Genomic DNA, 21,765 nt, shown 5'->3' on the forward strand with positions numbered 1-21,765 from the left:
TTGCCATGACCAAGCTAGCCATCGCCGCAGCGATCACTGTCGCCCTGAGCGCCCTCCCGGCCGCCGCCCAACTCGCGTCTCCGCAATGGAGTCGACCTGCGATGGACTCGACGCATGTGACAGGGACGGCAGCGCGGGTGATGCCGGAGATTGTTGCGGCGCCTCCGGCGTCGAGCAGAGTCATCGAGGATATGCGAGCTCCTACGTCGATCGCAGCGTTGCTGGCAGCGATGGAGGGAGTGGTTTTAGAGATGCCGGGCAACCAGAATCAAGGTGCCTTTGAGCAGCTCATGTTTGTCTTCAGCCCGGAAAAGCTGCAAGTTCGGTTCACAGCCAACTGGGTGTGGTACGACTCATGCGCCGCAACTGCAGCGGCTCCACGTTGCATGCATGGACCTTTCGAGGTGCTGCTTTCCCCTGAGGGCGTTTTTATAGCCAGGCGTGGTTGCGGAAGCGCGAGTGGCAGCGCAGGAGGCAATGCGGAATTTAAATGGTCGGACTTCGTCGCGTTTGGGGGAAGGAATGCGTCCCCCAAACACTGGACCCTGCAGCGTGACAGTTTTTGGTCCAATTGCTACTTCGAGTCTTCAAGCGGCTGACTTTGGTCCGACAAGCAGACATTAGCGAATACGCCTCAATCGCCAGTCACGAAAGCCCAGGTTGTTTCCGAGCTGACGCCTTGCTCGATTGATGTGACGGTTACGTCGTAGGTTCGCCGCACGTCGAGCGGTGTCTTAGGTATAAGGAAGATGCACTGTTTGCTGATGTCGGCAGGGTTCGGGTCTAACAGAACGTCTGCGCGAATCGCTCCACTCACCGAGGCAGTGCCATGTCTCAATACATACACGGGTTGGGGGGCTTGGGTCAGGCGATCAACTAATTTGGCGCTGGTGACAGTCAGGGGCGCCTTCAAATCGAGCCGACGGCAATACATCACTGGTGATCCTACGGTAACGGAAAAGTTCGTGGCTATATCCGGCAGCGGGTTGGGTCTTTCGATCGCGGGAACGAATTGCCTGGCGGTGTTAATGGCTTTGTCGGCGGGCCACACGATCGGATATTTGACCGGCATCAGGCGTGAGTCGGTGGTGCCTGTTGTGATGCTGAGACTGACCTGCCCAATAGCGGAAGGCCAGCTAACGCCAATGCCGATCTCGTTAGCGTTTGGTAGCAATGCACCGAGCAGATGGTAAACGGAGTTCAAGTGAAGATCGACGTGATTCGCGCCGGAATAGTCCCTTGCCGCTGTTGAGACTACTTCGACCGTCACCGTGTTCTTGTATTTCTGCGCCAGTGCGCGATCGACATGGTTAGTGCCCGTAAATAAAGCGTCTAGTGAGCTTTGATAATGCCCTGTGAGGTTGTGGTAAGCCAAATACTCCGCATGCGCCTGTGCAGCCCGATCCAGTTCTACACTCTGCTTCAACGCACTCACCCCAGCCGCGATCCGCGCCTCGTTGATCCGCTGAAATGCCTGCGCGTACATCCCCGTATACGTCGACGTCGGCATTGTCAGAATGGGCTGTTCCACTGGCTTCTCCGTCGACACCGCCGCAGCAGTTGTCGTGGCGGGCGCGTCGTCACTGCCGCCGCCGCATCCCGCCGCCATTAACGCCGCCGCGATAGTGGTCGCCCACCGACCGCTACGAGCCAACTCAATTCCATGCCCCGCAGTTTTCATTCTTATCTCCCCACGTCAGCGGCAAAAAACTTGCCGCGATCCGCCGGACCACCCGGCTTTACACAGCCTAACGCGGCGGGGTAGCCTGTACGGCCGTCACATGGACAGTTTTGTCCTAGCTAAAAGGTTCTTTTCCATGCGTTTGGTCATTGCCCTGCTGTTGCCCTGGCTGCTGTTTTTCACGATCGGCCGCCCGTTTGCCGGCATCATCTGCCTGATCCTGCAGATCACGGTCATTGGCTGGATTCCTGCGGCGATCTGGGCGGTCTACGCCTTGTCTCAGTACAAGACCGACCAGAAGATCCGCACGGCCTTCCCGCGCTGATCCGTACGGCCGCCTAACCGGCCGCAGAACCGCCTGCCGACGCGGCCGACCTGCCAATCCGCCTTTGCCCATCAGCGTTTTCGCCAACGAATGACGCTGGCGCGCCCGCGCGACCCCTTGTGGGCGCGCGACCCTCTATAATCAGAGGTTCGATTCTTACCCCTGGGGATGCAAACTGCGGTCTTTTGCGATTCATCCCCGCCCATGAGCGCTGCGATGAAATCCGCCGAGATCCGTCAGAAATTCCTGCAATTTTTCGAATCCCAGGGGCACACGATTGTCCCGTCGTCGTCCCTGGTTCCCGGGAACGACCCGACGCTGTTGTTCACGAACTCCGGCATGGTGCAGTTCAAGGACCTGTTCCTGGGCACCGAAACCCGCAGCTACAAGCGCGCAACGTCGTCGCAGCGCAGCGTGCGGGCGGGCGGCAAGCACAATGACCTGGAAAACGTCGGCTACACGGCGCGCCACCACACCTTCTTCGAAATGCTGGGCAACTTCAGCTTTGGCGACTATTTCAAGCGCGAAGCGATCCAGTACGCCTGGCAGTTGCTGACGGGCGTGTATGGCCTGCCCAAGGAAAAGCTGTGGGTGACCGTCTATCAGGAAGACGATGAGGCGTACGCGCTCTGGCGTGACGAGATCGGCGTGCCGGTCGAGCGCATCATCCGCATAGGCGACAACAAGGGCGCGCGGTACGCGTCGGACAATTTCTGGCAGATGGGTGACACGGGTCCGTGTGGTCCGTGTACGGAAATCTTCTATGACCACGGTCCGGACATCTGGGGTGGCCCGCCCGGATCGCCTGAAGAAGACGGCGATCGCTATATCGAGATCTGGAATCTGGTGTTCATGCAGTTCGAGCGGGACGCAGCCGGCACCCTGACGCCGCTGCCCAAGCCTTGCGTGGATACCGGCATGGGCCTGGAGCGGATTGCCGCCGTGCTGCAGCACGTGCATTCCAATTACGAAATCGATCTGTTCCAGAACCTGATCAAGGCCGCCGCGCGCGAGACGGGTTGCACGGACCTGAACGAAAACTCGCTGAAGGTGATCGCCGATCACATCCGCGCATGTTCATTCCTGATCGTTGACGGCGTCATTCCTGGCAGTGAAGGCCGCGGCTATGTGCTGCGCCGGATCATCCGCCGCGCACTGCGCCATGGCTACAACCTCGGGCAAAAGAAGCCGTTCTTCTACCGCCTGGTCAAGGACCTGGTGATCGAGATGGGCGAGGCCTATCCGGAACTCGTGGCCAACCAGTCGCGCGTGGAACAGGTGCTGCGCCAGGAAGAAGAACGTTTTGGCGAAACGCTGGAAAACGGCATGAAGATCCTGGACGTCGCACTGGCCGGGCTCAAGCCGGGGCAGGCGCTGGATGGCGACACGCTGTTCACGCTATATGACACCTACGGATTCCCGACCGACCTGACCGCCGACATCTGCCGCGAACGCGAGATCGACGTGGACATGGCCGGCTTCGAAGTCGCCATGAAGCGCCAGCGCGATCAGGCGCGGGCCGCGGGCAAGTTCAAGCAGTCGGCCGGCCTGTCGTATGACGGCGCCAAGACCGTGTTCGTGGGCTATTCCGAACTGCTGGGTGAAGGCCGCGTGACCGCGCTGTACGTGGATGGCACCCCGGTCAAGGCTATCGAAGCGGGTCAGTCGGCCGTGGTCGTGCTCGACCATTCGCCGTTCTATGCCGAGTCGGGCGGGCAGGTGGGCGATTCGGGCGTGCTCTATGCCAGCCAGGGCAAGTTCATCGTCGACGACACCCTGAAGGTGCAGTCCGAAGTGTTCGGCCACCACGGCAAGCTGGAAAGCGGCCGGCTGGAGCTGGGCGAAACGGTCAAGTCGGAAGTGGATGCCGAGCGCCGTGCGCGCACGGGCCGCAACCACTCGTCGACGCACTTGCTGCACAAGGCGCTGCGTATCGTGCTGGGCGACCATGTGCAGCAGAAAGGCTCGCTGGTCGATCCGGACAAGACGCGTTTCGACTTTGCGCATGATGCGCCCATGACGTCGGACGAGATCGCCCGGGTCGAAGCCATCGTGAACAAGGAAGTGCTGGCCAACACGCCGGTCACGACCAAGATGGTGTCGTACGACGAGGCGGTCAAGGACGGCGCGGTCGCGTTGTTTGGTGAAAAGTACGGCGACGAAGTGCGCGTGCTGGACATCGGCTTTTCGCGCGAACTGTGCGGCGGCACGCACGTGGCGCGCACGGGCGACATCGGCCTGTTCAAGATCGTGGCCGAGACGGGCGTGGCCGCGGGCATTCGCCGGGTCGAGGCGATCACCGGCGACAACTCGCTGGCGTTCGTGCAGCACCTGAACGCAACCTTGAACTCGGCGGCCAACACCCTCAAGGTCCAGCCGGGCGAAGTGCCCGCGCGGCTGGGGCAGGTCCAGGACCAGGTGCGTCAGCTGGAAAAGGAACTGGCGCAGCTCAAGAGCAAGCTCGCGACCAGCGCCGGTGCCGATCTGGCTGCGGGCGCTGTCGACGTCAAGGGCGTGAAGGTCCTGGCCGCGGTGCTGAACGGCGTGGATCCGAAGTCGCTGCGCGAGACCGTCGACAAGCTGAAAGACAAGCTGCACTCGGCCGCGATCGTGCTGGCCGCGGTCGAAGGCTCGAAGGTGAGTCTGGTGGCAGGGGTGACGGCCGACGCGTCGGGCAAGGTCAAGGCGGGCGAACTGGTCAACTTCGTGGCGCAGCAGGTCGGCGGCAAGGGCGGTGGCCGTCCCGACATGGCCATGGCCGGTGGCACCGATCCATCGGGTCTGGAAGCGGCCCTGGCTGGCGTTCAAGCCTGGGTTGAATCGCGGCTGTAAGCGTTCAGGAGATTGGACATGAGTGATGGGGACCTGTCGTTCGACCTGGAAGTGGATGCCAAGGGGCTGAAATGCCCCTTGCCCATCCTGCGGGCGAAGAAGGCGTTGGCGACGCTGACCAGTGGTCAGGTGCTGAAGGTCATCGCGACCGACACGTCGTCAACCCGCGACTTCCAGGCGTTTGCCAAACAGACGGGCAATGCGCTGCTGGCGCAGACCGATAACGGCGAGGGCGTGTACACGCACTTTCTGAAGCGGCGGTAAGCGGCGCGGCTTTCCGCCACCCCCGGCGCCTGATCGGCACACGGGGTTCAGCAAACGACAATGGCCGGCTTCCATGAAAGAAGCCGGCCATTGTTTCTTCCGGGCGAACCTACCGATACCGGTATCCCACGGTCAGCATGACCGTCCGTGGATTTCCCGCTGCCACTGCCGCCGCCAGACCGCCCGCGTAATAGCGTTGATCCAGCACGTTCCGGATCGTCAACGCCGCCCGCCACGCATCGGCCGTGTAGCCGACACCGACGTCTCCCACCATATACCCCGGCAATTCGTAGCCATACGCATAACGTTTCGCTTCGCCACGCACGCCCGCATTCAGCTCCCATCCGCGCAAGGCATTGCTGAACCGGTATCGTCCGGACACCGTCAGGTGATGACGCGCCACGTTGTTCAGGGGCTGGCCGACGGTGGTGGCCGCCGCGCCGGCGCCGTCCTCGGTGATCTCCCCTGCGGTAAATGCGTAGCCGCCAAACAGACTCAGGCCATTACGCAGGTCGGACGCTAGGCCCAGCTCGGCGCCACGTGTCCGCTGCTCGCCAATGGCAAGGTTGTAGCCAGTGTTGAGCGGGTCGGCCTGCAGCACGTTACGGCGGCGCAGGTCGAAGGCGGCCAGCGTCACGGCGGTGGCGCCATCGTCCAGATCCACTTTGACCCCGGCTTCCCACTGACGCCCGCTTTCCGGGGCGAAGAGTCGCGCCTGCACATCGGTCCCGGTGTTCGGGTAAAACGACGTGGCGTAGCTGACATACGGCCGCACGCCGCGCGCCACTTCGACCATTACCGCAGCGGATCCCGTCGTCTTGGAGGCAGGGTTCGATTGGTAGCCGCCATTCAGGTTGTTCGTCGTGTAGGTGGCGGTCTGGTCCCGCCGCAGGCCGGACACGACGGTCCAGCGCTCACCGAATCTGACCTGGTCGCGGGCATACACCCCTAGCGACCGGATCGTGGTCACGTTGTCGGTGCGATAGGTGGCGGGGCAGACCACGGGGCTGCCATAGACCGGGTTGTAGACGTTCAGATTGGCCACCGTGCAGGTCTTTTGCAGCGTGGCTTCTTCGGTGTGGATGTAATCGTTGCCCAGGGTAAGTTCGTGCGTGCCGAACCGTGTGGCGAACACGCGCTGGACATGCGTGTCGATGCCGCTGGTGGCCCCGTTGAAGGCCTGGTCCGTCGCGCCGCGGCGCAGGCTGGTGCTGTTGGCCGCCAGCGACGTATTGGTCACGAACTGGCCCGACATCGTGTAGTCCTGGCGGCGCACGGTCTGCCGCAGTGTCCAGCCGGAATCGAAACGATGGGTCAGCGCATAGCCCACCCGCGACTGGTAGGCGCGGTAGGGCTTCTGGCCCGGCTCGGCGGTAAAACGATCCAGCGGGAGGCGGCCATTGACGTTCGGATAGACCGACCCCGACAGCGGCAGGCCTTGCTGGCGCAGATACTCGCGTTCCTGATAGCTGGCGAGCAGGGTGAAGTCAGTGCGTGGACCCAGGTCGAACGACAAGGACGGCGCAATGTGACGGGTGCGGAAATACACGGCGTCGGTCGGGTCGTCGCTGTTCATGACGAGCCCATTGAGCCGGAAGGCCGCCTTGCCATTCTCGGACAGTGGACGGCCCAGATCGATCGTTCCCTGGCGCAGACCATAGCTGCCCACGGTCAGGTCGGCATCGGCAAAGGCACTGGCCTGCGGCCGCTTGCTGACCATGTTGACCAGGCCACCGGGCAGCACCTGACCATACAGCAGTGATGCCGGCCCCTTGACCACTTCAACGCGATCAATGCCGTACAGTTCTTCGGCCACGCGGTTGTTGGCGCCCGTACGCAGGCCGTCCAGGAAGAGGGCGTCGGACGCGACCTGGCCGCGAATGATCAGGTCATCCCATCCGCGCCGGCCAAAGGTTTGCGCCACCACTCCCGGCACGTTGCGCAGCGCGTCCGCCAGGGACTGCGCTTGCTGGCTGTCCAGCACTGCCCGCGGCACGACGGTGATCGACTGCGGCGTTTCGTTCAAACCGAAGGTGGACTTGTTGACCTGCGGCGGTGTCACCGGATTGAACGCGGCGCGTTCTTCGGCAGCGCTGCCGGCTTGCACGTTGATGGCCGGCAAGGTGGCCGGGGCGGGCGTCGACGGCGGCGCCGCCATCGCCATCGCCATCGCGGGCGCCATTGCCAGCGGCGGGGCCATTGCCTTGGCCGGCAGTTCGCTCTGCGCTATCCCCATCCCGGGAACCCCCAGCATCCCCACCGCCATGCCCGCTGCCCCGACTCGTCTGACCACCCCCACCACACCCTGCTGCATCACAACCCCGTACCCCGCTATTGAATGAGAACTATTATTATTTGTGCGGGATCGTAGCACGAAGCGTACGAAAAAAAACGGATCCCGAAGGATCCGTTTTTCTCAACCAACTACCGACGCGCCATCAACGCGACTGCCGCTGCCCGACCACCTGTTCGACGACATTGCGCGGGGCTTCCGCGTAATGCTTGAACTCCATTGTGTACGTGGCACGGCCCTGGGTCAGCGACCGCAGGCCGGTCGAATATCCGAACATCTCGGCCAGCGGCACTTCGGCGCGCACCAGCTTGCCGCCGCCGCCCGCGATGTCTTCCATGCCTTGCACCATCCCGCGGCGCGACGACAGGTCGCCCATCACGTTGCCCATGAAGTCCTCGGGCGTTTCCACTTCGACACTCATCATCGGCTCGAGCAGCACGGGCGTCGCGCGCTTCATGCCTTCCTTGAACGCCATCGACCCGGCCATCCGGAACGCGTTTTCGTTCGAGTCCACGTCATGGTACGAACCGAAGGTCAGCGTCGCCTTGATGTCGACCACGGGGTAGCCCGCCAGCACGCCGGCCTTCAAGGATTCCTGGATGCCCTTGTCGACCGCCGGGATGTACTCGCGCGGCACCACGCCGCCCTTGATCTGGTCGACGAACTCGTAGCCCTTGCCTTGCGGCTGGGGTTCGAGCGTCAGCACCACGTGACCGTACTGACCGCGACCGCCCGACTGTTTGACGAACTTGCCCTCGACATCCGACACCTTGGACCGGATCGCCTCGCGATAGGCCACCTGCGGCTTGCCGACGGTGGCTTCGACGTTGAACTCGCGCTTCATCCGGTCAACCAGGATTTCCAGGTGCAGCTCGCCCATCCCGGAAATGATGGTCTGGCCGGATTCCTCGTCGGTATGCACGCGGAACGACGGGTCTTCCTGGGCCAGCCGGTTCAGTGCAATGCCCATCTTTTCCTGGTCGACCTGGGTCTTCGGTTCCACGGCCTGCGAAATCACGGGCTCGGGGAAGATCATGCGTTCCAGGATGATGACGCTGTCGGGATCGCTCAGCGTGTCGCCCGTCGTGACGTCCTTCAGGCCAACCGCTGCCGCGATGTCGCCGGCGTGCACTTCCTTGATCTCGAGCCGTTCGTTCGCATGCATCTGCACGATGCGGCCCAGGCGTTCCTTCTTGCCCTTGAGCGGGTTGTAGACGGTGTCGCCGGTCTTGACGATGCCCGAGTACACGCGGAAAAAGATCAGCTGGCCCACGAACGGGTCGGTCATGATCTTGAACGCAAGCGCGGAGAACTTCTCGTCGTCGGCCGGATGGCGTTCGATTTCCTTGTCGTCTTCGTCCATGCCCTTGATGGCGGGCACGTCCACCGGCGACGGCAGGTAGTCGATGACGGCATCCAGCATGGCCTGCACGCCCTTGTTCTTGAACGCGCTGCCGCACAACATCGGGACGATCTGGTTCGCCACGGTCCGCAGGCGGATGCCGTGCTTGATTTCCTCTTCCGTCAGCGTCTCGCCGTTCAGGTACTTGTCCATGAGTTCTTCGGTGGCCTCGGCCGCTTCGGACACCATGGTCTCGCGCCACTCTTCGGCGGTCGCCTGCAGGTCTTCGGGGATGTCGCGATACTCGAACGTCACGCCCTTGTCGGCGTCATTCCAGATGATGGCTTTCATCTTGACGAGGTCGATCACGCCTTCGAAGTGGTCTTCGGCGCCCACGGGAATCTGCAGCGGTACGGCGCGGCCCTTCAGGCGGTCGCCGATCTGGCGCTGCACGCGAAAAAAGTCCGCACCGGTCCGGTCCATCTTGTTGACGAACGCGATCCGTGGCACGGCGTACTTGTTCGCCTGCCGCCATACGGTTTCCGATTGGGGCTGCACGCCGCCCACCGAGTCATAGACCATCACGGCGCCGTCGAGCACGCGCATGGAACGTTCGACTTCAATCGTGAAGTCCACGTGCCCCGGGGTGTCGATGATGTTGATGCGATGTTCGGGATAGTTGCCCGCCATGCCGCGCCAGAAGGCGGTCGTGGCAGCCGACGTGATGGTGATGCCGCGTTCCTGCTCCTGTTCCATCCAGTCCATGGTGGCGGCGCCATCATGCACTTCGCCAATTTTGTGATTGACCCCGGTGTAGAACAGGATGCGCTCGGTCGTGGTGGTCTTGCCGGCATCGATGTGGGCGCTGATTCCGATGTTCCGGTAGCGTTCAATAGGGGTCTTTCGGGTCATGGCAATCTCTTGAAGTGGTTGCTGGACGAACTGTCAATACGACAGAACCGAGGGGCGAGGGTTCAGACAGCGAGTCTGCTCCCAAACGCGGCACCTCGGCAATAGCTGGGTAATGGCGGCTCAAGGGGCGTCATGGGATTTATATAACGCCGGGTACGTATATAGGGCCTGAGACCCGCCGCACAAGAGGGCAAGGTGCCTCTTTGCATACCCATGCACGTAAAAAGGTGCTACGTCCTGGACTGCGCCAGGTGCTGGTTGAGCCCACGCACCAGGGCGAGCACCACGTCCAGCGTCGGAGTGGGCAGCCCTGCGTGACGCGCGAATACCTGGATTTGTCCGAGCATGGCGTCGACTTCCATCGTCCTTCCCGCCAACGCGTCTTGCAACATGGACGGCCGCAAGCCCTTGACGCGCGCCGGGTCCAGTTGCTCATCGATGTCCACATCCGGGTCCAGGGGACAGTCGAGCGCCACGCCGACCGCCATGACTTCGTCGATGATGCGCGCGGACAGGTCGCGCAGGTCGGTGTCTTCAAGCCGTTCCCGGGTGGTGAGCCGGGTCAGGGCAGCAACGGGGTTGCCCGACGCATTCAGGATCAGCTTGCCGAAGATTTCGCGGCGCAACTCGGTGTGGGTGGCGACCTCGATACCCGCGGCGGCGAACAGCGCCCGCACGGCCTCCAGGCGCGCCGACAGGCTGCCGTCGGGCTCACCAAGCACGTAGTGATTGCGCGCTCGGTTGACGATCACGCCGGGTTCGATCACTTCATTCGGGGAATAGATCACGCCCCCCAGCACCGACTCGGCGCCCAGCCTGTCGCGCAACGTGCGTGACGGGTCCAGCAGATCGAGCGACGCGCCGGACGACGGATGGGCCGCCGGCAGGCCATGGGCCCACCACCAGGGAATGCCGTTGGTCAGGAACAGGACAGGCGCGCCGGGGGCGCGCAGTCTGGCCAGTGCTTCGGCCGCGCCGGACAGGGCGGTGGCCTTCAAGGTCACGATCACCAGGTCTTGCGGAGGCAGTTCGGAAGCGTCGTCGGTGGCGTGCTCGACATGCGCCGTGGTCCGGGTGCCGTCGCGGACCAGGGTCAGGCCCCGGGTCTGGATGGCTTTCAGGTGCTCACCTCGTGCCACGACCGATACCTTGGCCACGCCGGACGTGGCGAGCTTGACCGCGACGTTGCCGCCCACGGCGCCCGCACCGAACACGGTCACTGTCTGCATGTTGACTCCAGGTTCAATTGGCGGTGATGCCCGCCTGCTTCACGATAGGCGCAAGCATCGCCATCTCCGCTTGAATGCGCGCCGTGATTTCCTCCGGCGTCAGCTCCATCGCTTCGAACGCCTGCGCCCGCAGCTTGGCTTGCATGTCGGGCGTGCGGGTCATGGCGATCAGGGCGCGATTCAACGCGTCGACGATCGGGCGCGGCGTGCCGGGCGGTGCGAACACAGCGTACCAGGACACGATGTTGAAGCCTGGCAGACCGCTTTCATCCAGCGTCGGCACGTCGGGCGTCAGCAGCGAGCGTTCTTTGCCCGTCGAGGCCAGCATGCGCAGCCGACCGGCCTGGACGGCCGCGATGGACGTCGGATGAAAATCGAACATGAAGGACACCCTGCCGGCCATGACGTCCTGCTGGCCGAGCACATTGCCTTTGTAGGGGATGTGGGTGACGTCGATATTCGCCATGCTGCGCAGACGCTCGCCGGCAAGGTGGCCGGTAGCGCCATTGCCGCCGGACGCAAAGCTGAGCGTGCCCGGTTTTTCCTTGGCCAGCGCAATCAGCTCGCTGACCGATGTCACCGGCAACGCGGGATTGACCAGCAGAAACATGGCGTAGCTGGCCAGGGCGCCCACAGGCTGCATGTCATCCGGCTTGTACGGCAGGTTTTTATAGATCAGCGGCACCAGCGTGGCCAGGGAACTGCTGCCGAACAGCAGCGTGTAGCCGTCGGGCGGCGACTTCATCAACGCATCGGCAGCAATGATGCCACCCGCGCCGCCGCGATTTTCGGCAATGACGTTCTGGCCCAGGCTTTCCGCCAGCTTGGAGGCGACCATCCGGGCAAACTGGTCGGTCGCGCCGCCAGGAGGCTGGTTGATCAGAAAGCGGATGGCGTGGTGGGGATAGGGCGAATCGGCGGACGATGCCACCGGAGACATCGCGGTCAGCGCCGCGGCGCACAGCGCGGCTCGACCCCATATTGCAAAGCTGGACATGGCATCACCTTGTTTTGTGACCCTGGCGGGTCGGGCAAAAGACGGGGGGAGCAGTCAGGCAGGTGCCGTTCCGTACGTGGCGGAACGTTGCAATTGGCAGAAAGGGAGCGTAGAACGGATGAAGATGCAGAAAATGTTCGTTAATACTACTCTAATATTGTCAGACAATAGCTACTTTCCTGCGGTCCCGAGCGTTTCATGATGCCTACCGAGAGAGCCGACGATGTCCAGCGTAATGAGCTTTTCTTCTGTCCAGCCCCCCTTGCCGACTGTAGTGCCGCCGAATGGCAGGCGCGGGTCGAGTTGTCTGCCTGCTATCGCCTGATGGCCTTGGCGGGCATCACGGATCTGACGTACAACCATCTGTCGGCGCGCGTGCCCGATGCGCCCGACCAATACCTCATCAAGAGCGAACATCTCTTCTTCGATGAAGTCACCGCGTCGTCACTGCTCAAGTACGACCTCGCCGGCACCAAGCTGTCGGGCGAAGGGCAGGTCAGCACGGGCGGACTGGTCATTCATGCAGGCATTCTTGAAACGCGCCACGATGTCCAGGCGGTCTTTCATACCCACACCCCGGCCAATATCGCGGTCAGCGCGCAGCGTTGGGGACTGCTGCCGATATCGCAGCATTCGACGCGATTCTTCAATCGGGTGGCTTATCACGACTCGAACGGGTTTGAATTCAACGTCGACGGCCGAGGCGCGTTGCGCGATTCGCTGGGCGACAAGTTCGTGATGGTGCTGCGTAACCACGGGCTGCTGATCGCCGGGCGCAATGTTCCCGAAGCCTTCTACAAGCATCACTTCATGGAAATGGCGTGCGCGTCGCAGGTGGCCGCGCTCTCGGCGGGTCTCGACAACCTCGTCATCGTGCCCGATGAGGTGGCCGAGCACGCCGCGCTCCAGATCGAGCGCAAAGGCATTGTCGATGCCAATCAGCGGGACTGGAAAGCCTCGATACGGTACCTGGACCGGATGGCGCCCGAGTACCGCACCTGACCCGAGACGCTGCGCGATGCAGCGAGCTACGGTTGCGTCACCCGCCGGTTCAACCCCTGCAACAACGGCAGCACCCCATCCAGCGCCGGCGTGGCCACCTGCCTGTCACGCGCCAGCACCTGCAACTGACCCAGCAGCGCATCCACTTCCATGGGCCGCCCGGCCAGCACGTCCTGCAACATGGACGGCCGGGCATCGGGCACCTTGGCCGGATCGAGCAGCGCTTCCACATCCAGATCGGCGTCCACCGGGAAGCCCGACGCGTGCGACACGGCAATCACTTCGTTGATCAACGCCCGCGACAGGTCCCGGATGCCGGGTTCCAGCAGGCGTTCCCGCGCCGTGAGCCCGGTCAGCGCGCAGATCGGATTGACCGACACGTTCAGCACCAGCTTGCTGAAGATGTCGCGGCGCAGGTCGGTCCGGGCGGCCACTTCGATGCCGGCGCAAGCAAACAGATCGACCACCGACGTGAGCCGGGGCGACAGGCTGCCGTCCGGTTCGCCCAGCAGGAAGCGGCTGTGGCCACGGTTGGTGATCTCGCCGGGGGCCGTCACCTCGTTGGGCGAATAGATCACGCCACCCAGGACGGCGTCGGCGCCCAGGCCGTCGCGCAGCGCCCGGGCCGGGTCGATCAGATCGAGCGGCACGGTCGTTGCCGGATGCCCAGCCGGCAGGCCGTGGGACCACCACCAGGGAATGCCATTGATCAGGAACAGCACGGGCGCACCCGGCGCGCGCAGCGCGGCCAGCGCCGGGGCCGCGTCGGGCAAGGACGTCGCCTTCAGCGTCACGATGATCAGGTCCTGCGGCGGCAGGTCGGCCGGGTTGTCGGTGGCCACCTCCGGCCGCACCGTGGTGCGTTGATCCTTCTGGATCAGGGTCAGGCCCCGCTCGCGTATCGCCGCCAGGTGGGCGCCGCGCGCCACTACCGACACCTCGGCCACGCCTGCCGAGGCCAGGTGGACGGCCACATTGCCACCCACGGCGCCCGCCCCAAAGATCGTCACTGTCTTCATGTGTGTTCCTTCAGCCTGAAGCCAACAGATAAAAAAACGGGTGACCGCCTTCGCGATGCACCCGTTTCGTGGTTCCTGGCCAGCCGCCTTACTTCAGGCGCTGACGCTGTTCCCGAACCTTGGCCAGTGTGTCGTTGAACTGGGCCATCCGGGCTTTTTCCTGGTCCACCACCGCGGCCGGCGCCCGGGCAACAAAGCTCTCGTTGCTCAGCTTGGCCGTTGTCTTGGCAATCTCGCCTTCCAGCCGCGCGATTTCCTTGTCCAGGCGTGCCTGCTCCGCGGCCACATCGATCTCGATATGCAGCATCAGGCGCGCCTGGCCGACCACCTGCACCGGCGCACCCACGTCGGGCAGGGTGTCCATGACGTTGACTTCACTCAACCGGGCCAGCGCAGCCAGGTACGGGCCGTTGCGCTCCAGCGTCGCGCGGTCGCCGGTCACGTTCAGCGGGGCTTTCTGCGACGGCGGCACGTTCATTTCGCCGCGCAGGGCACGCACGGCATCGATCTGCGCCTTCAGTTCCGCCATGGCGGCTTCGGCGGCTTCGTCGATCTTTTCGGGCTGCGACACCGGGTAGGGCTGCACGCCAATCGACGTGGCGACATCCGCGCTGCGCTTGCCGGCGACGACCGACACCTTCTGCCACAGTTCTTCGGTAATGAAGGGGATGATCGGGTGCGCCAGGCGCAGCACGGTTTCCAGCACGCGGATCAGCGTGCGGCGCGTGCCGCGCTGCTGCGCATCGGTGCCGCGTTGCAGCTGGACCTTGGCCAGTTCCAGATACCAGTCGCAGTATTCGTCCCACACGAAGCGGTACAGCGACGTCGAAATGTTGTCGAAGCGGTAGTCTTCAAAGCCGCGGGCAATGTCGGCTTCGGTGCGCTGCAGCTGGCTGATGATCCAGTTGTCGTACACCGACAGCTCGATGTCGGCCGACTCGTCCAGCCCGCAGTCCTTGCCTTCCACGTTCATCAGCACGAAACGTGTGGCGTTCCAGAGCTTGTTGCAGAAGTTGCGATAGCCTTCGCAGCGCTTCAGGTCGAAGTTGATGTTGCGGCCCAGGGTCGCGTACGCGGCCATGGTGAAGCGCAGCGCATCGGCGCCAAACGCCGGAATGCCTTCCGGGAATTCCTTTTTCGTTTTCTTGGCGATGCTCTCGGCCTGCTTCGGATTCATCAGGCCGGTGGTGCGCTTGGCCAGCAGGCCGTCCAGCGCAATGCCGTCGATCAGGTCCACCGGGTCCAGGGTGTTGCCCTTGGACTTGCTCATCTTCTGGCCTTCCGCATCGCGGATCAGGCCGTGCACATACACATGGCGGAACGGCACCTGGCCGGTGAAGTGGGTCGTCATCATCACCATCCGGGCGATCCAGAAGAAGATGATGTCGAAACCCGTGACCAGCACCGACGACGGCAGGTACTTGGACATGTCCGGCGTCTGCTCGGGCCAGCCCATGGTCGTGAACGGCACCAGGGCCGACGAGAACCACGTATCCAGCACGTCAGGATCGCGGGTCAGCGGACCGGTCACGCCGGCCGCCAGCGCTTGCGCCTGGGCGTCGGCTTCGGACCGGGCCACGAAGATCTGGCCGTCCTCGGCATACCAGGCCGGGATCTGGTGGCCCCACCAGAGCTGCCGTGAAATGCACCAGTCCTGGATGTTGTTCAGCCACTGGTTGTACGTGGTGGTCCAGTTTTCGGGATAGAACTTGACGCGGCCATTGGCCACGACTTCCAGCGCGACGTCGGTAATCGACTTGCCTGGATGGATCGTGCCTTCGGGCGCCGGCTTGCTCATTGCCACGAACCACTGATCGGTCAGCATGGGTTCGATGACCGAGTTGGTCCGGTCGCCGCGCGGCACCATCAGCTTGTGTTTCTTGACTTCGACCAGCAGGCCCAGCGCTTCCAGGTCGGCCACGATGCGCTTGCGCGCCTCGAAGCGTTCCAGGCCTCGATACGCTTCAGGCGCTTCGTCGTTGATCATCGCGTCGAGCGTCAGCACCGAAATCATCGGCAGGCCGTGGCGCTGGCCAACGGCGTAGTCGTTGAAGTCGTGCGCAGGCGTCACCTTGACCACGCCGGTGCCGAATTCGCGGTCCACGTAGTCGTCGGCGATCACCGGGATCAGGCGGTCGGTCAGCGGGAGGCGGACCTGGCGGCCGATCAGCGCGGCATACCGTTCGTCTTCCGGGTGGACCATGACGGCCACGTCGCCCAGCATCGTTTCCGGACGGGTCGTGGCGACCACCACCGATTCATCGGAGTCGGCCAGCGGATAACGGATGTGCCACATGTGGCCATCTTCTTCCTCGCTGATCACTTCCAGGTCGCTGACGGCGGTGCCCAGCTTCGGGTCCCAGTTCACCAGACGCTTGCCGCGGTAGATCAGGCCCTGCTCATACAGACGCGCAAAGGTCTCGGTCACGCCGCGCGACATGTCGTCGCTCATGGTGAAGTATTCGCGGTTCCAGTCGGGGGACGTGCCCAGCCGGCGCATCTGCCCGGTGATCGTGCCGCCCGAATATTCCTTCCATTCCCACACCTTCTTGATGAAGGCGTCGCGGCCCAGGTCGTGACGGCTGACCTTTTGTGCGTCCAGCTGGCGTTCGACCACGATCTGCGTGGCGATACCGGCATGGTCGGTGCCCGGCACCCACACGGTGTCGTAGCCGCGCATGCGGTGGTAGCGGGTCAGGCCATCCATGATGGTCTGGTTGAAGGCGTGACCCATGTGCAGCGTGCCGGTCACGTTCGGCGGCGGCAACTGGATCGCGAAGGCCTCGGCATTCTTGTCCGACTTGACGTGGACCCCGCCCGCGAAGTCGCCACGCTTTTCCCATTCCGGGTACCAGCGGGCTTCGATCGGCGCGGGCTCGAAGCTCTTGGGGAGTTCGTCGGTCGCGATAGGAGGGGTCGTGTCAGCTTGGGTCATCAACATTCCGGGAAAAGCAGGTCAGGGCGCGCGCCGATGTTCGGGGCGCCAGAGTCAACCGACCATTTTAGGCGATCGGGCGCAGCGGTGGGGCGCTCAGGGCAGGGGGTCGTCGGCTCGCGGACGGGGGCGTTGCTGCTCGACGACGGCGGTCTGGCGGATCAGTTCCTTGTTCAGGCCTTCGTCCAGCATGCGGGAGATTTCATCGCGCAACTGGTCGGCCACGTCGTCCATCACGCGGTCGACGGCGGCGGCGATGTGCTGCTGCATGCGCGCCCGCAGAATGGGTTCGATGCGGCGGTGCACGTCTTCGAGCAGCGCGGTGCGCATGTCGTTGAACAGGGTCTCGTCGACGAAACCGCCGCTGCGCGGCACATCGACGGCCTGCTGGATCAGCGGCAGTGGCGGGGCGGGCGCTGTCGTCGGGGCAGGGGCCCCGGCCTCGGTGGCCGGCGCCGTGGCAGGCACCTCGATCACTTCGGTCAGCACCGGAATGCTCGGGTCGTCGCGGGAAATCAGGGGGTCGATAGACATATCAGGGCAATTCCTGGGTCGCCAGATCGTGCTTGACGATCTGGTGGCCGCATTCTTGATAGAAGCGCCAGCGGGCGCGGGCTGCCTCGCGCTCGGACGCGTCGTTCGACACGATCTCGATCACCCGGCGAAACCGGGTGTAGATCGGCGGCCAGCTGTCGTCGAGGTTGAGGAGCCATTCATGGTGCGGGGTTTCGGCGTCCGACGAGGTCAGCACCACCGGCGTCTGTGCCGCCAGCGGATCGTCGAAGGCCACATGCGGCACGAAGGCCAGGTCGTCGAAGGCCCACAGCAGCCGGTCGAACTGGCCCAGCCGGTTGGTGTCGCGGCAATACACCACCAGCTTCTGGCCTGCCTGGACGCGTTTGACCGCAACCTGGCAGGCCGTCCGCAGGCGGTCGGGCGCACCGAACGCAAAGTCGATCTCGGTCATGCCGCAACCGTCGGGGCGGGGGAGGGCGCCCGGCGCATCACACCAGGCTGATCAGGAATTGCGACAGCAGCGGGACCGGGCGGCCCGTGGCGCCCTTGTCCTTGCCGCTGCGCCATGCCGTGCCGGCGATGTCCAGGTGGGCCCAGCGATAGGCCTTGGTATAGCGCGACAGGAAGCACGCCGCCGTGACCGCGCCGCCCGGAGGCCCGCCAATATTGGCCATGTCGGCAAAGTTCGACTTGAGCTGGTCCTGGTATTCATCGTCCATCGGCAGGCGCCACACCGGGTCCATGGCCTGGCGCGATACCGCCGTCAGGGCGTCTGCCAGCGCGTCGTCCTTGGTGAACAGGCCGGTGTTGACGTGACCCAGCGCCGTAACGCATGCGCCGGTCAGCGTGGCGATGTCGATCACGCACGACGGCTTGAAGCGCTCGACGTAGGTGAGCGCGTCGCACAGGATCAGCCGGCCTTCGGCGTCGGTGTTCAGGATTTCGATGGTCTGGCCCGACATGCTGGTGACCACATCGCCCGGCTTGTTCGCGCGGCCGCTCGGCATGTTTTCGCATGCCGGGACCACACCGATCACGTCGATCGGCAGCTGCATTTCGGCCACGGCGCTCATCGTGCCGAACACGCTGGCCGCGCCGCACATGTCGTACTTCATTTCGTCCATGCCCGATGCCGGCTTGATCGAAATGCCGCCCGAGTCAAAGGTAATGCCCTTGCCGACCAGCACGACCGGGGCGTTGGCGCTGCCGGCCGCGCCACCTGCGGCAGCGGCCGCAGCGGCTGCGGCCTTGCCACGTGGCACCTTGGCGGGTGCGGGCGCCAGCTTGCTGCCTTCGTAGCGCATCACGATGAACTTGGGCGCTTCGTACGAACTGCGCGCGACCGACAGGAACGATCCCATGTTCAGCGCTTCGATCTGGCGGCGATCCAGGACTTCGACGCGGAACTTGAGCGCGCGGCCCATCTTCTTGGCGGTGTCGCCCAGATAGGTGGGGGTGCAGATGTTCGGGGGCAGGTTGCCCAGGTCCTTGGCGACCGTCATGCCATTGGCAATGGCGCGGCCCTGGGCCATGCCGGCCTCGGCTTCCTTGGCGTCGGCCTTGTCCACGGCCAGCAGCAGCTTGGCCAGCTTGGGGCGGACGACCGGCTCGCGCTTGCCGAAGGTGCCGTCATAGCGGTAGGTGACGTCGCCCGCGGCGATCGCCAGCAGGCGGGCGCGCGTGCGCACGTCGCAGCCTTCGATCGGCAGCGCGGCCAGGGTCAGCACGGCTTCGGTGGCGCCAGTGGTCACGACGGCCTGCAAGGCCGCGCGGTAGCTGCTGGACAGCACCTTGGCGGTGTAGCCGGCCTGCGGGCCGAGGCCCACCAGGACCACGCGCTGGGCGGCAACGCCGGTCAGGCTGCGCAGCACCAGGGTCTCGCCGGCGCGCCCCTTGAATTCATTCTTGACCACGTCGCGAATGGCGCCCGCAAGCGCCCGGTCGACCACGTCGGCGGCCGGTGTCAGCACGCCGTCGGCGAATACGCCGACGACCAGCGCGGCCGTTTTGATCTTCTCGGGTGACGAGGTCTGTGTGCTAAAGTCCATGCGCGATTCTTCCTATATGTAGTCGCGAGATTCCCAATTATCCCGCAGATGCGGATCCGTCGCACAAAGCATTCCATTGTCCCTTTTCCAGCGCTCCGTCAAAGACGAACTCACCAGCCACGGCAGCGTCGTGTTCTCGACGCTCGTCGTGGTGTGGATCAGTGTGCTCATGGTGCGCCTGCTCGGCGAAGCCGCGGCCGGGCGCATCGGTGCGGACGTGGTGATGGGCATCGCGGCGTTCTCGTCGATCAATTCGATGCCGACGATAATTGCCGTGTCGGCCTTCATTGCCGTGCTGACCACCGTGACCCGCAACTATCGCGAGTCCGAAATGGTGGTCTGGTTCGCCAGCGGCCTCAGCCTGCTCGACTGGTTCAAGCCCATCCTGCGTTTTGCCATCCCGACCGCCCTGGTGGTGGCTGCCTTCACCATGTTCGCGTCGCCGTGGGCCTATCGCCAGATCAACGACTACCGCGACCGCTATGAAGCACGGTCCGACGTCGCCAAGATCACGCCGGGCCAGTTCCTGGAATCGAACGGTGTCGACCGGGTGTTCTTTGTCGAGTCGGCCACCGACCTGGCCGACAAGGTCGGCAACGTGTTCGTGCGCTGGATCGAAAATGGCCGCCTGAACGTGCTGACGTCCGGCACCGGCACGATCGAAGAGGAAGCCAACGGCGACCGCTTCATGGTGCTGTCGTCGGGGCATCGCTATGAGCTGATGCCCGGGTCGCCGGAATTCCGGCTCATGAGCTTTGAAAAGTACGGCGTCCGCATGGAACGCAAGAACGAAGCTTCGTCCGACGATCCGTCCACCAAGTCACGTCCCACGATGGACCTGCTGCAAGACCCCGACCTGAAAGCGCGCGGCGAACTGCTGTGGCGCGTCAGCCTGCCGCTGCTCGCCATCAACCTGGCCATGCTGGCGATTCCGCTGGGGGCGGTGAACCCGCGCCTGGGCCGGTCGGGCGACGTGGTGATCGCGCTGCTGGTGGCCCTGTTCTATCTGAACATGGTCAACCTGGCCAAGGCCTGGGTCAACAACGGGCGCGTGGATGTGTTCGTGGCGTTGATTGCGCTGCATGGCACGGTCGCGCTGCTGACAGCCATCCTGATGTTTTTCCGGATGCGCCTGCGGGCACCGAAGGCGGCCGCGGCCTGATCCTGGCCGGGTCGTGGCCGCTTCTTGCGAGCTTCCTGCCCGTCTCCTGCCCATCTCCCGACTGCCTTCTGCGCAGCCGGACTTTGCATATAGCCAAATTGAATTAAGTGGCTGGTGCTTATTACCTTATGATCTTAGTCAACTGGGCATAGCCCGCTGATCTTCATAAGAACACACCACCCATGAACCTCCAGCAATTCAAATTCGTCCGCGAAACGGTCCGCCGCGACTTCAATCTGACCGAAGCGGCGCGCATGCTCTACACCTCGCAGCCGGGCGTCTCCAAGGCCATCATCGAGCTGGAAGACGAATTGGGGGTCAAGATTTTCGAGCGCCATGGCAAGCGCATCAAGGGTCTGACCAAGCCGGGCCAGGCCGTCTCGCAGATCGTCGACCGCATCATGCGCGAAGTCGACAACCTCAAGAAAGTCAGTGATGAATTCGCCCGCCGCGACGAAGGCGGCCTGACCATTGCCTGCACGCACACCCAGGCGCGCTACGCGCTGCCCATCGTCATCCCAGCATTCCGCCAGCTGTTTCCCAAGGTGCATCTGTCCTTGATCCAGGGCAGCCCGGGGCAGCTTGCCGAAATGGTGTTGAACGAACAGGCCGACCTGGCCGTGGCCACCGAAGCCCTGGCGTTGACGCCCGGCATGGTCACCTTGCCCTGCTATACGTGGGAACACGTGGTGGTGGTGCCCAAGGACCATCCGCTGGCCCAGCTGACACCCGCCCAGTCCAGGAAACTGACGCTGGAACAGCTGGCCCAGTACCCGGTGATCACCTATGACCGCGCCTTTGCCGGCCGGGTCGCGATCGACCAGGCTTTCAGTTCGCAAGACGTGCACCCCGACTTCGTGCTCGAAGCCATCGACGCCGACGTCATCAAGACCTACGTGGAATTGAATATGGGCATCGGGATCATTGCGGGCGTGGCCTACGACGCCAAGCGCGATATCAACCTGGTCGGCATCCCGGTGGGACGCCTTTTTGGTGTGCACACCAGCCGGATCGGCATGAAGTCGGGCATCTTCCTGCGCGATTACGTCTATACGTTCGTGGAATTGCTGGCGCCGGCGCTGACGCGTGAAGTGGTGCAGGAAGCGCTGCGGCCCGCGCCAGGCTGATCTTTCGGCCTGCGGACGGCGCCGGCTTTTTTCGTCCGTCCGGTGTTGTCCGCTCTGACATTCTCCGTCCTGACCTCGCCG

17 protein-coding genes are annotated in these 21,765 nt (G+C 63.8%); 7 read left to right on the plus strand and 10 right to left on the minus strand.

Annotated features, from left to right (window positions below; all coding sequences use genetic code 11):
• Window positions 1-5: 5 nt before the first annotated feature.
• Window positions 6-599 carry a hypothetical protein gene (locus HD883_RS23505; protein WP_179589375.1) on the plus strand — a complete coding sequence of 198 codons (594 nt, stop codon included), beginning with the start codon at window positions 6-8 and terminating at the stop codon, window positions 597-599.
• A gap of 35 nt (window positions 600-634) precedes the next feature.
• Here HD883_RS23505 and HD883_RS23510 read toward each other — a convergent pair whose 3' ends face one another.
• Window positions 635-1,681, minus strand: coding sequence for a CAP domain-containing protein (locus HD883_RS23510; RefSeq protein WP_179589376.1), 1,047 nt, complete (start codon window positions 1,679-1,681; stop codon window positions 635-637).
• 136 nt (window positions 1,682-1,817) lie between these two features.
• Between HD883_RS23510 and HD883_RS23515 the strand changes: the two genes are divergently transcribed.
• The 3 genes from HD883_RS23515 (at window position 1,818) to HD883_RS23525 (ending at window position 5,102) form a co-directional block, all read left to right on the plus strand.
• Window positions 1,818-2,006 carry a YqaE/Pmp3 family membrane protein gene (locus HD883_RS23515; protein WP_179589377.1) on the plus strand — a complete coding sequence of 63 codons (189 nt, stop codon included), beginning with the start codon at window positions 1,818-1,820 and terminating at the stop codon, window positions 2,004-2,006.
• Between the two features lie 216 nt (window positions 2,007-2,222).
• Entirely contained in the window at window positions 2,223-4,838 is a 2,616-nt protein-coding gene (gene alaS, locus HD883_RS23520; RefSeq protein ID WP_179589378.1) for an alanine--tRNA ligase, read from the plus strand.
• An 18-nt stretch (window positions 4,839-4,856) separates the two neighbouring features.
• Window positions 4,857-5,102 carry a sulfurtransferase TusA family protein gene (locus HD883_RS23525; protein WP_179589379.1) on the plus strand — a complete coding sequence of 82 codons (246 nt, stop codon included), beginning with the start codon at window positions 4,857-4,859 and terminating at the stop codon, window positions 5,100-5,102.
• Window positions 5,103-5,211: 109 nt separating this feature from the next.
• Here HD883_RS23525 and HD883_RS23530 read toward each other — a convergent pair whose 3' ends face one another.
• From HD883_RS23530 to HD883_RS23545, 4 genes are all read right to left on the minus strand, one after another.
• A complete protein-coding gene (locus tag HD883_RS23530; protein WP_218863643.1) occupies window positions 5,212-7,302 on the minus strand; it encodes a TonB-dependent siderophore receptor in 2,091 nt (696 codons plus the stop codon).
• A 238-nt stretch (window positions 7,303-7,540) separates the two neighbouring features.
• Window positions 7,541-9,649, minus strand: coding sequence for an elongation factor G (gene fusA, locus HD883_RS23535; protein WP_179589380.1), 2,109 nt, complete (start codon window positions 9,647-9,649; stop codon window positions 7,541-7,543).
• A gap of 230 nt (window positions 9,650-9,879) precedes the next feature.
• Window positions 9,880-10,878, minus strand: coding sequence for a ketopantoate reductase family protein (locus tag HD883_RS23540; RefSeq protein ID WP_179589381.1), 999 nt, complete (start codon window positions 10,876-10,878; stop codon window positions 9,880-9,882).
• Between the two features lie 13 nt (window positions 10,879-10,891).
• Window positions 10,892-11,875: a Bug family tripartite tricarboxylate transporter substrate binding protein gene (locus HD883_RS23545; protein WP_179589382.1), complete on the minus strand. Its 984-nt coding sequence runs from the start codon at window positions 11,873-11,875 to the stop codon at window positions 10,892-10,894.
• 201 nt (window positions 11,876-12,076) lie between these two features.
• On the opposite strand from HD883_RS23545, the gene HD883_RS23550 reads away from it, so the two are divergent.
• Complete coding sequence (locus HD883_RS23550; protein WP_179589383.1) at window positions 12,077-12,877, plus strand: class II aldolase/adducin family protein; 801 nt, start codon at window positions 12,077-12,079, stop codon at window positions 12,875-12,877.
• A gap of 26 nt (window positions 12,878-12,903) precedes the next feature.
• Here HD883_RS23550 and HD883_RS23555 read toward each other — a convergent pair whose 3' ends face one another.
• The 5 genes from HD883_RS23555 to HD883_RS23575 all read right to left on the minus strand — a co-directional run bounded on the left by HD883_RS23555 (window position 12,904) and on the right by HD883_RS23575 (window position 19,395).
• Window positions 12,904-13,896 carry a ketopantoate reductase family protein gene (locus tag HD883_RS23555; protein ID WP_179589384.1) on the minus strand — a complete coding sequence of 331 codons (993 nt, stop codon included), beginning with the start codon at window positions 13,894-13,896 and terminating at the stop codon, window positions 12,904-12,906.
• An 88-nt stretch (window positions 13,897-13,984) separates the two neighbouring features.
• Window positions 13,985-16,831 (minus strand): valine--tRNA ligase, encoded by a 2,847-nt coding sequence (locus tag HD883_RS23560; RefSeq protein WP_179589385.1) that lies wholly within the window; start codon window positions 16,829-16,831, stop codon window positions 13,985-13,987.
• A 96-nt stretch (window positions 16,832-16,927) separates the two neighbouring features.
• Window positions 16,928-17,365, minus strand: coding sequence for a hypothetical protein (locus HD883_RS23565; RefSeq protein WP_179589386.1), 438 nt, complete (start codon window positions 17,363-17,365; stop codon window positions 16,928-16,930).
• Window position 17,366: 1 nt separating this feature from the next.
• Window positions 17,367-17,798: a DNA polymerase III subunit chi gene (locus HD883_RS23570; RefSeq protein ID WP_179589387.1), complete on the minus strand. Its 432-nt coding sequence runs from the start codon at window positions 17,796-17,798 to the stop codon at window positions 17,367-17,369.
• 37 nt (window positions 17,799-17,835) lie between these two features.
• A complete protein-coding gene (locus HD883_RS23575) occupies window positions 17,836-19,395 on the minus strand; it encodes a leucyl aminopeptidase (protein WP_179589388.1) in 1,560 nt (519 codons plus the stop codon).
• Between the two features lie 76 nt (window positions 19,396-19,471).
• Between HD883_RS23575 and lptF the strand changes: the two genes are divergently transcribed.
• Window positions 19,472-20,557 carry an LPS export ABC transporter permease LptF gene (gene lptF / locus HD883_RS23580; protein WP_179589389.1) on the plus strand — a complete coding sequence of 362 codons (1,086 nt, stop codon included), beginning with the start codon at window positions 19,472-19,474 and terminating at the stop codon, window positions 20,555-20,557.
• A 182-nt stretch (window positions 20,558-20,739) separates the two neighbouring features.
• Window positions 20,740-21,684, plus strand: a complete 945-nt coding sequence (locus HD883_RS23585) for a CysB family HTH-type transcriptional regulator (RefSeq protein WP_179589390.1) — start codon at window positions 20,740-20,742, stop codon at window positions 21,682-21,684.
• The last annotated feature ends 81 nt before the right edge of the window (window positions 21,685-21,765 follow it).

The sequence above is a fragment of the Pigmentiphaga litoralis genome (genome assembly GCF_013408655.1).
Classification (GTDB): domain Bacteria; phylum Pseudomonadota; class Gammaproteobacteria; order Burkholderiales; family Burkholderiaceae_B; genus Pigmentiphaga; species Pigmentiphaga litoralis_A.

Bases quoted from the DNA above. Each gene is read 5' to 3' on its own strand.
- HD883_RS23505 (WP_179589375.1), top strand. From the start codon at position 6: ATGACCAAGCTAGCCATCGCCGCAGCGATCACTGTCGCCCTGAGCGCC.
- HD883_RS23510 (WP_179589376.1), bottom strand. From the start codon at position 1,681: ATGAAAACTGCGGGGCATGGAATTGAGTTGGCTCGTAGCGGTCGGTGG.
- HD883_RS23515 (WP_179589377.1), top strand. From the start codon at position 1,818: ATGCGTTTGGTCATTGCCCTGCTGTTGCCCTGGCTGCTGTTTTTCACG.
- alaS (WP_179589378.1), top strand. From the start codon at position 2,223: ATGAAATCCGCCGAGATCCGTCAGAAATTCCTGCAATTTTTCGAATCC.
- HD883_RS23525 (WP_179589379.1), top strand. From the start codon at position 4,857: ATGAGTGATGGGGACCTGTCGTTCGACCTGGAAGTGGATGCCAAGGGG.
- HD883_RS23530 (WP_218863643.1), bottom strand. From the start codon at position 7,302: ATGGCCCCGCCGCTGGCAATGGCGCCCGCGATGGCGATGGCGATGGCG.
- fusA (WP_179589380.1), bottom strand. From the start codon at position 9,649: ATGACCCGAAAGACCCCTATTGAACGCTACCGGAACATCGGAATCAGC.
- HD883_RS23540 (WP_179589381.1), bottom strand. From the start codon at position 10,878: ATGCAGACAGTGACCGTGTTCGGTGCGGGCGCCGTGGGCGGCAACGTC.
- HD883_RS23545 (WP_179589382.1), bottom strand. From the start codon at position 11,875: ATGTCCAGCTTTGCAATATGGGGTCGAGCCGCGCTGTGCGCCGCGGCG.
- HD883_RS23550 (WP_179589383.1), top strand. From the start codon at position 12,077: ATGCCTACCGAGAGAGCCGACGATGTCCAGCGTAATGAGCTTTTCTTC.
- HD883_RS23555 (WP_179589384.1), bottom strand. From the start codon at position 13,896: ATGAAGACAGTGACGATCTTTGGGGCGGGCGCCGTGGGTGGCAATGTG.
- HD883_RS23560 (WP_179589385.1), bottom strand. From the start codon at position 16,831: ATGACCCAAGCTGACACGACCCCTCCTATCGCGACCGACGAACTCCCC.
- HD883_RS23565 (WP_179589386.1), bottom strand. From the start codon at position 17,365: ATGTCTATCGACCCCCTGATTTCCCGCGACGACCCGAGCATTCCGGTG.
- HD883_RS23570 (WP_179589387.1), bottom strand. From the start codon at position 17,798: ATGACCGAGATCGACTTTGCGTTCGGTGCGCCCGACCGCCTGCGGACG.
- HD883_RS23575 (WP_179589388.1), bottom strand. From the start codon at position 19,395: ATGGACTTTAGCACACAGACCTCGTCACCCGAGAAGATCAAAACGGCC.
- HD883_RS23585 (WP_179589390.1), top strand. From the start codon at position 20,740: ATGAACCTCCAGCAATTCAAATTCGTCCGCGAAACGGTCCGCCGCGAC.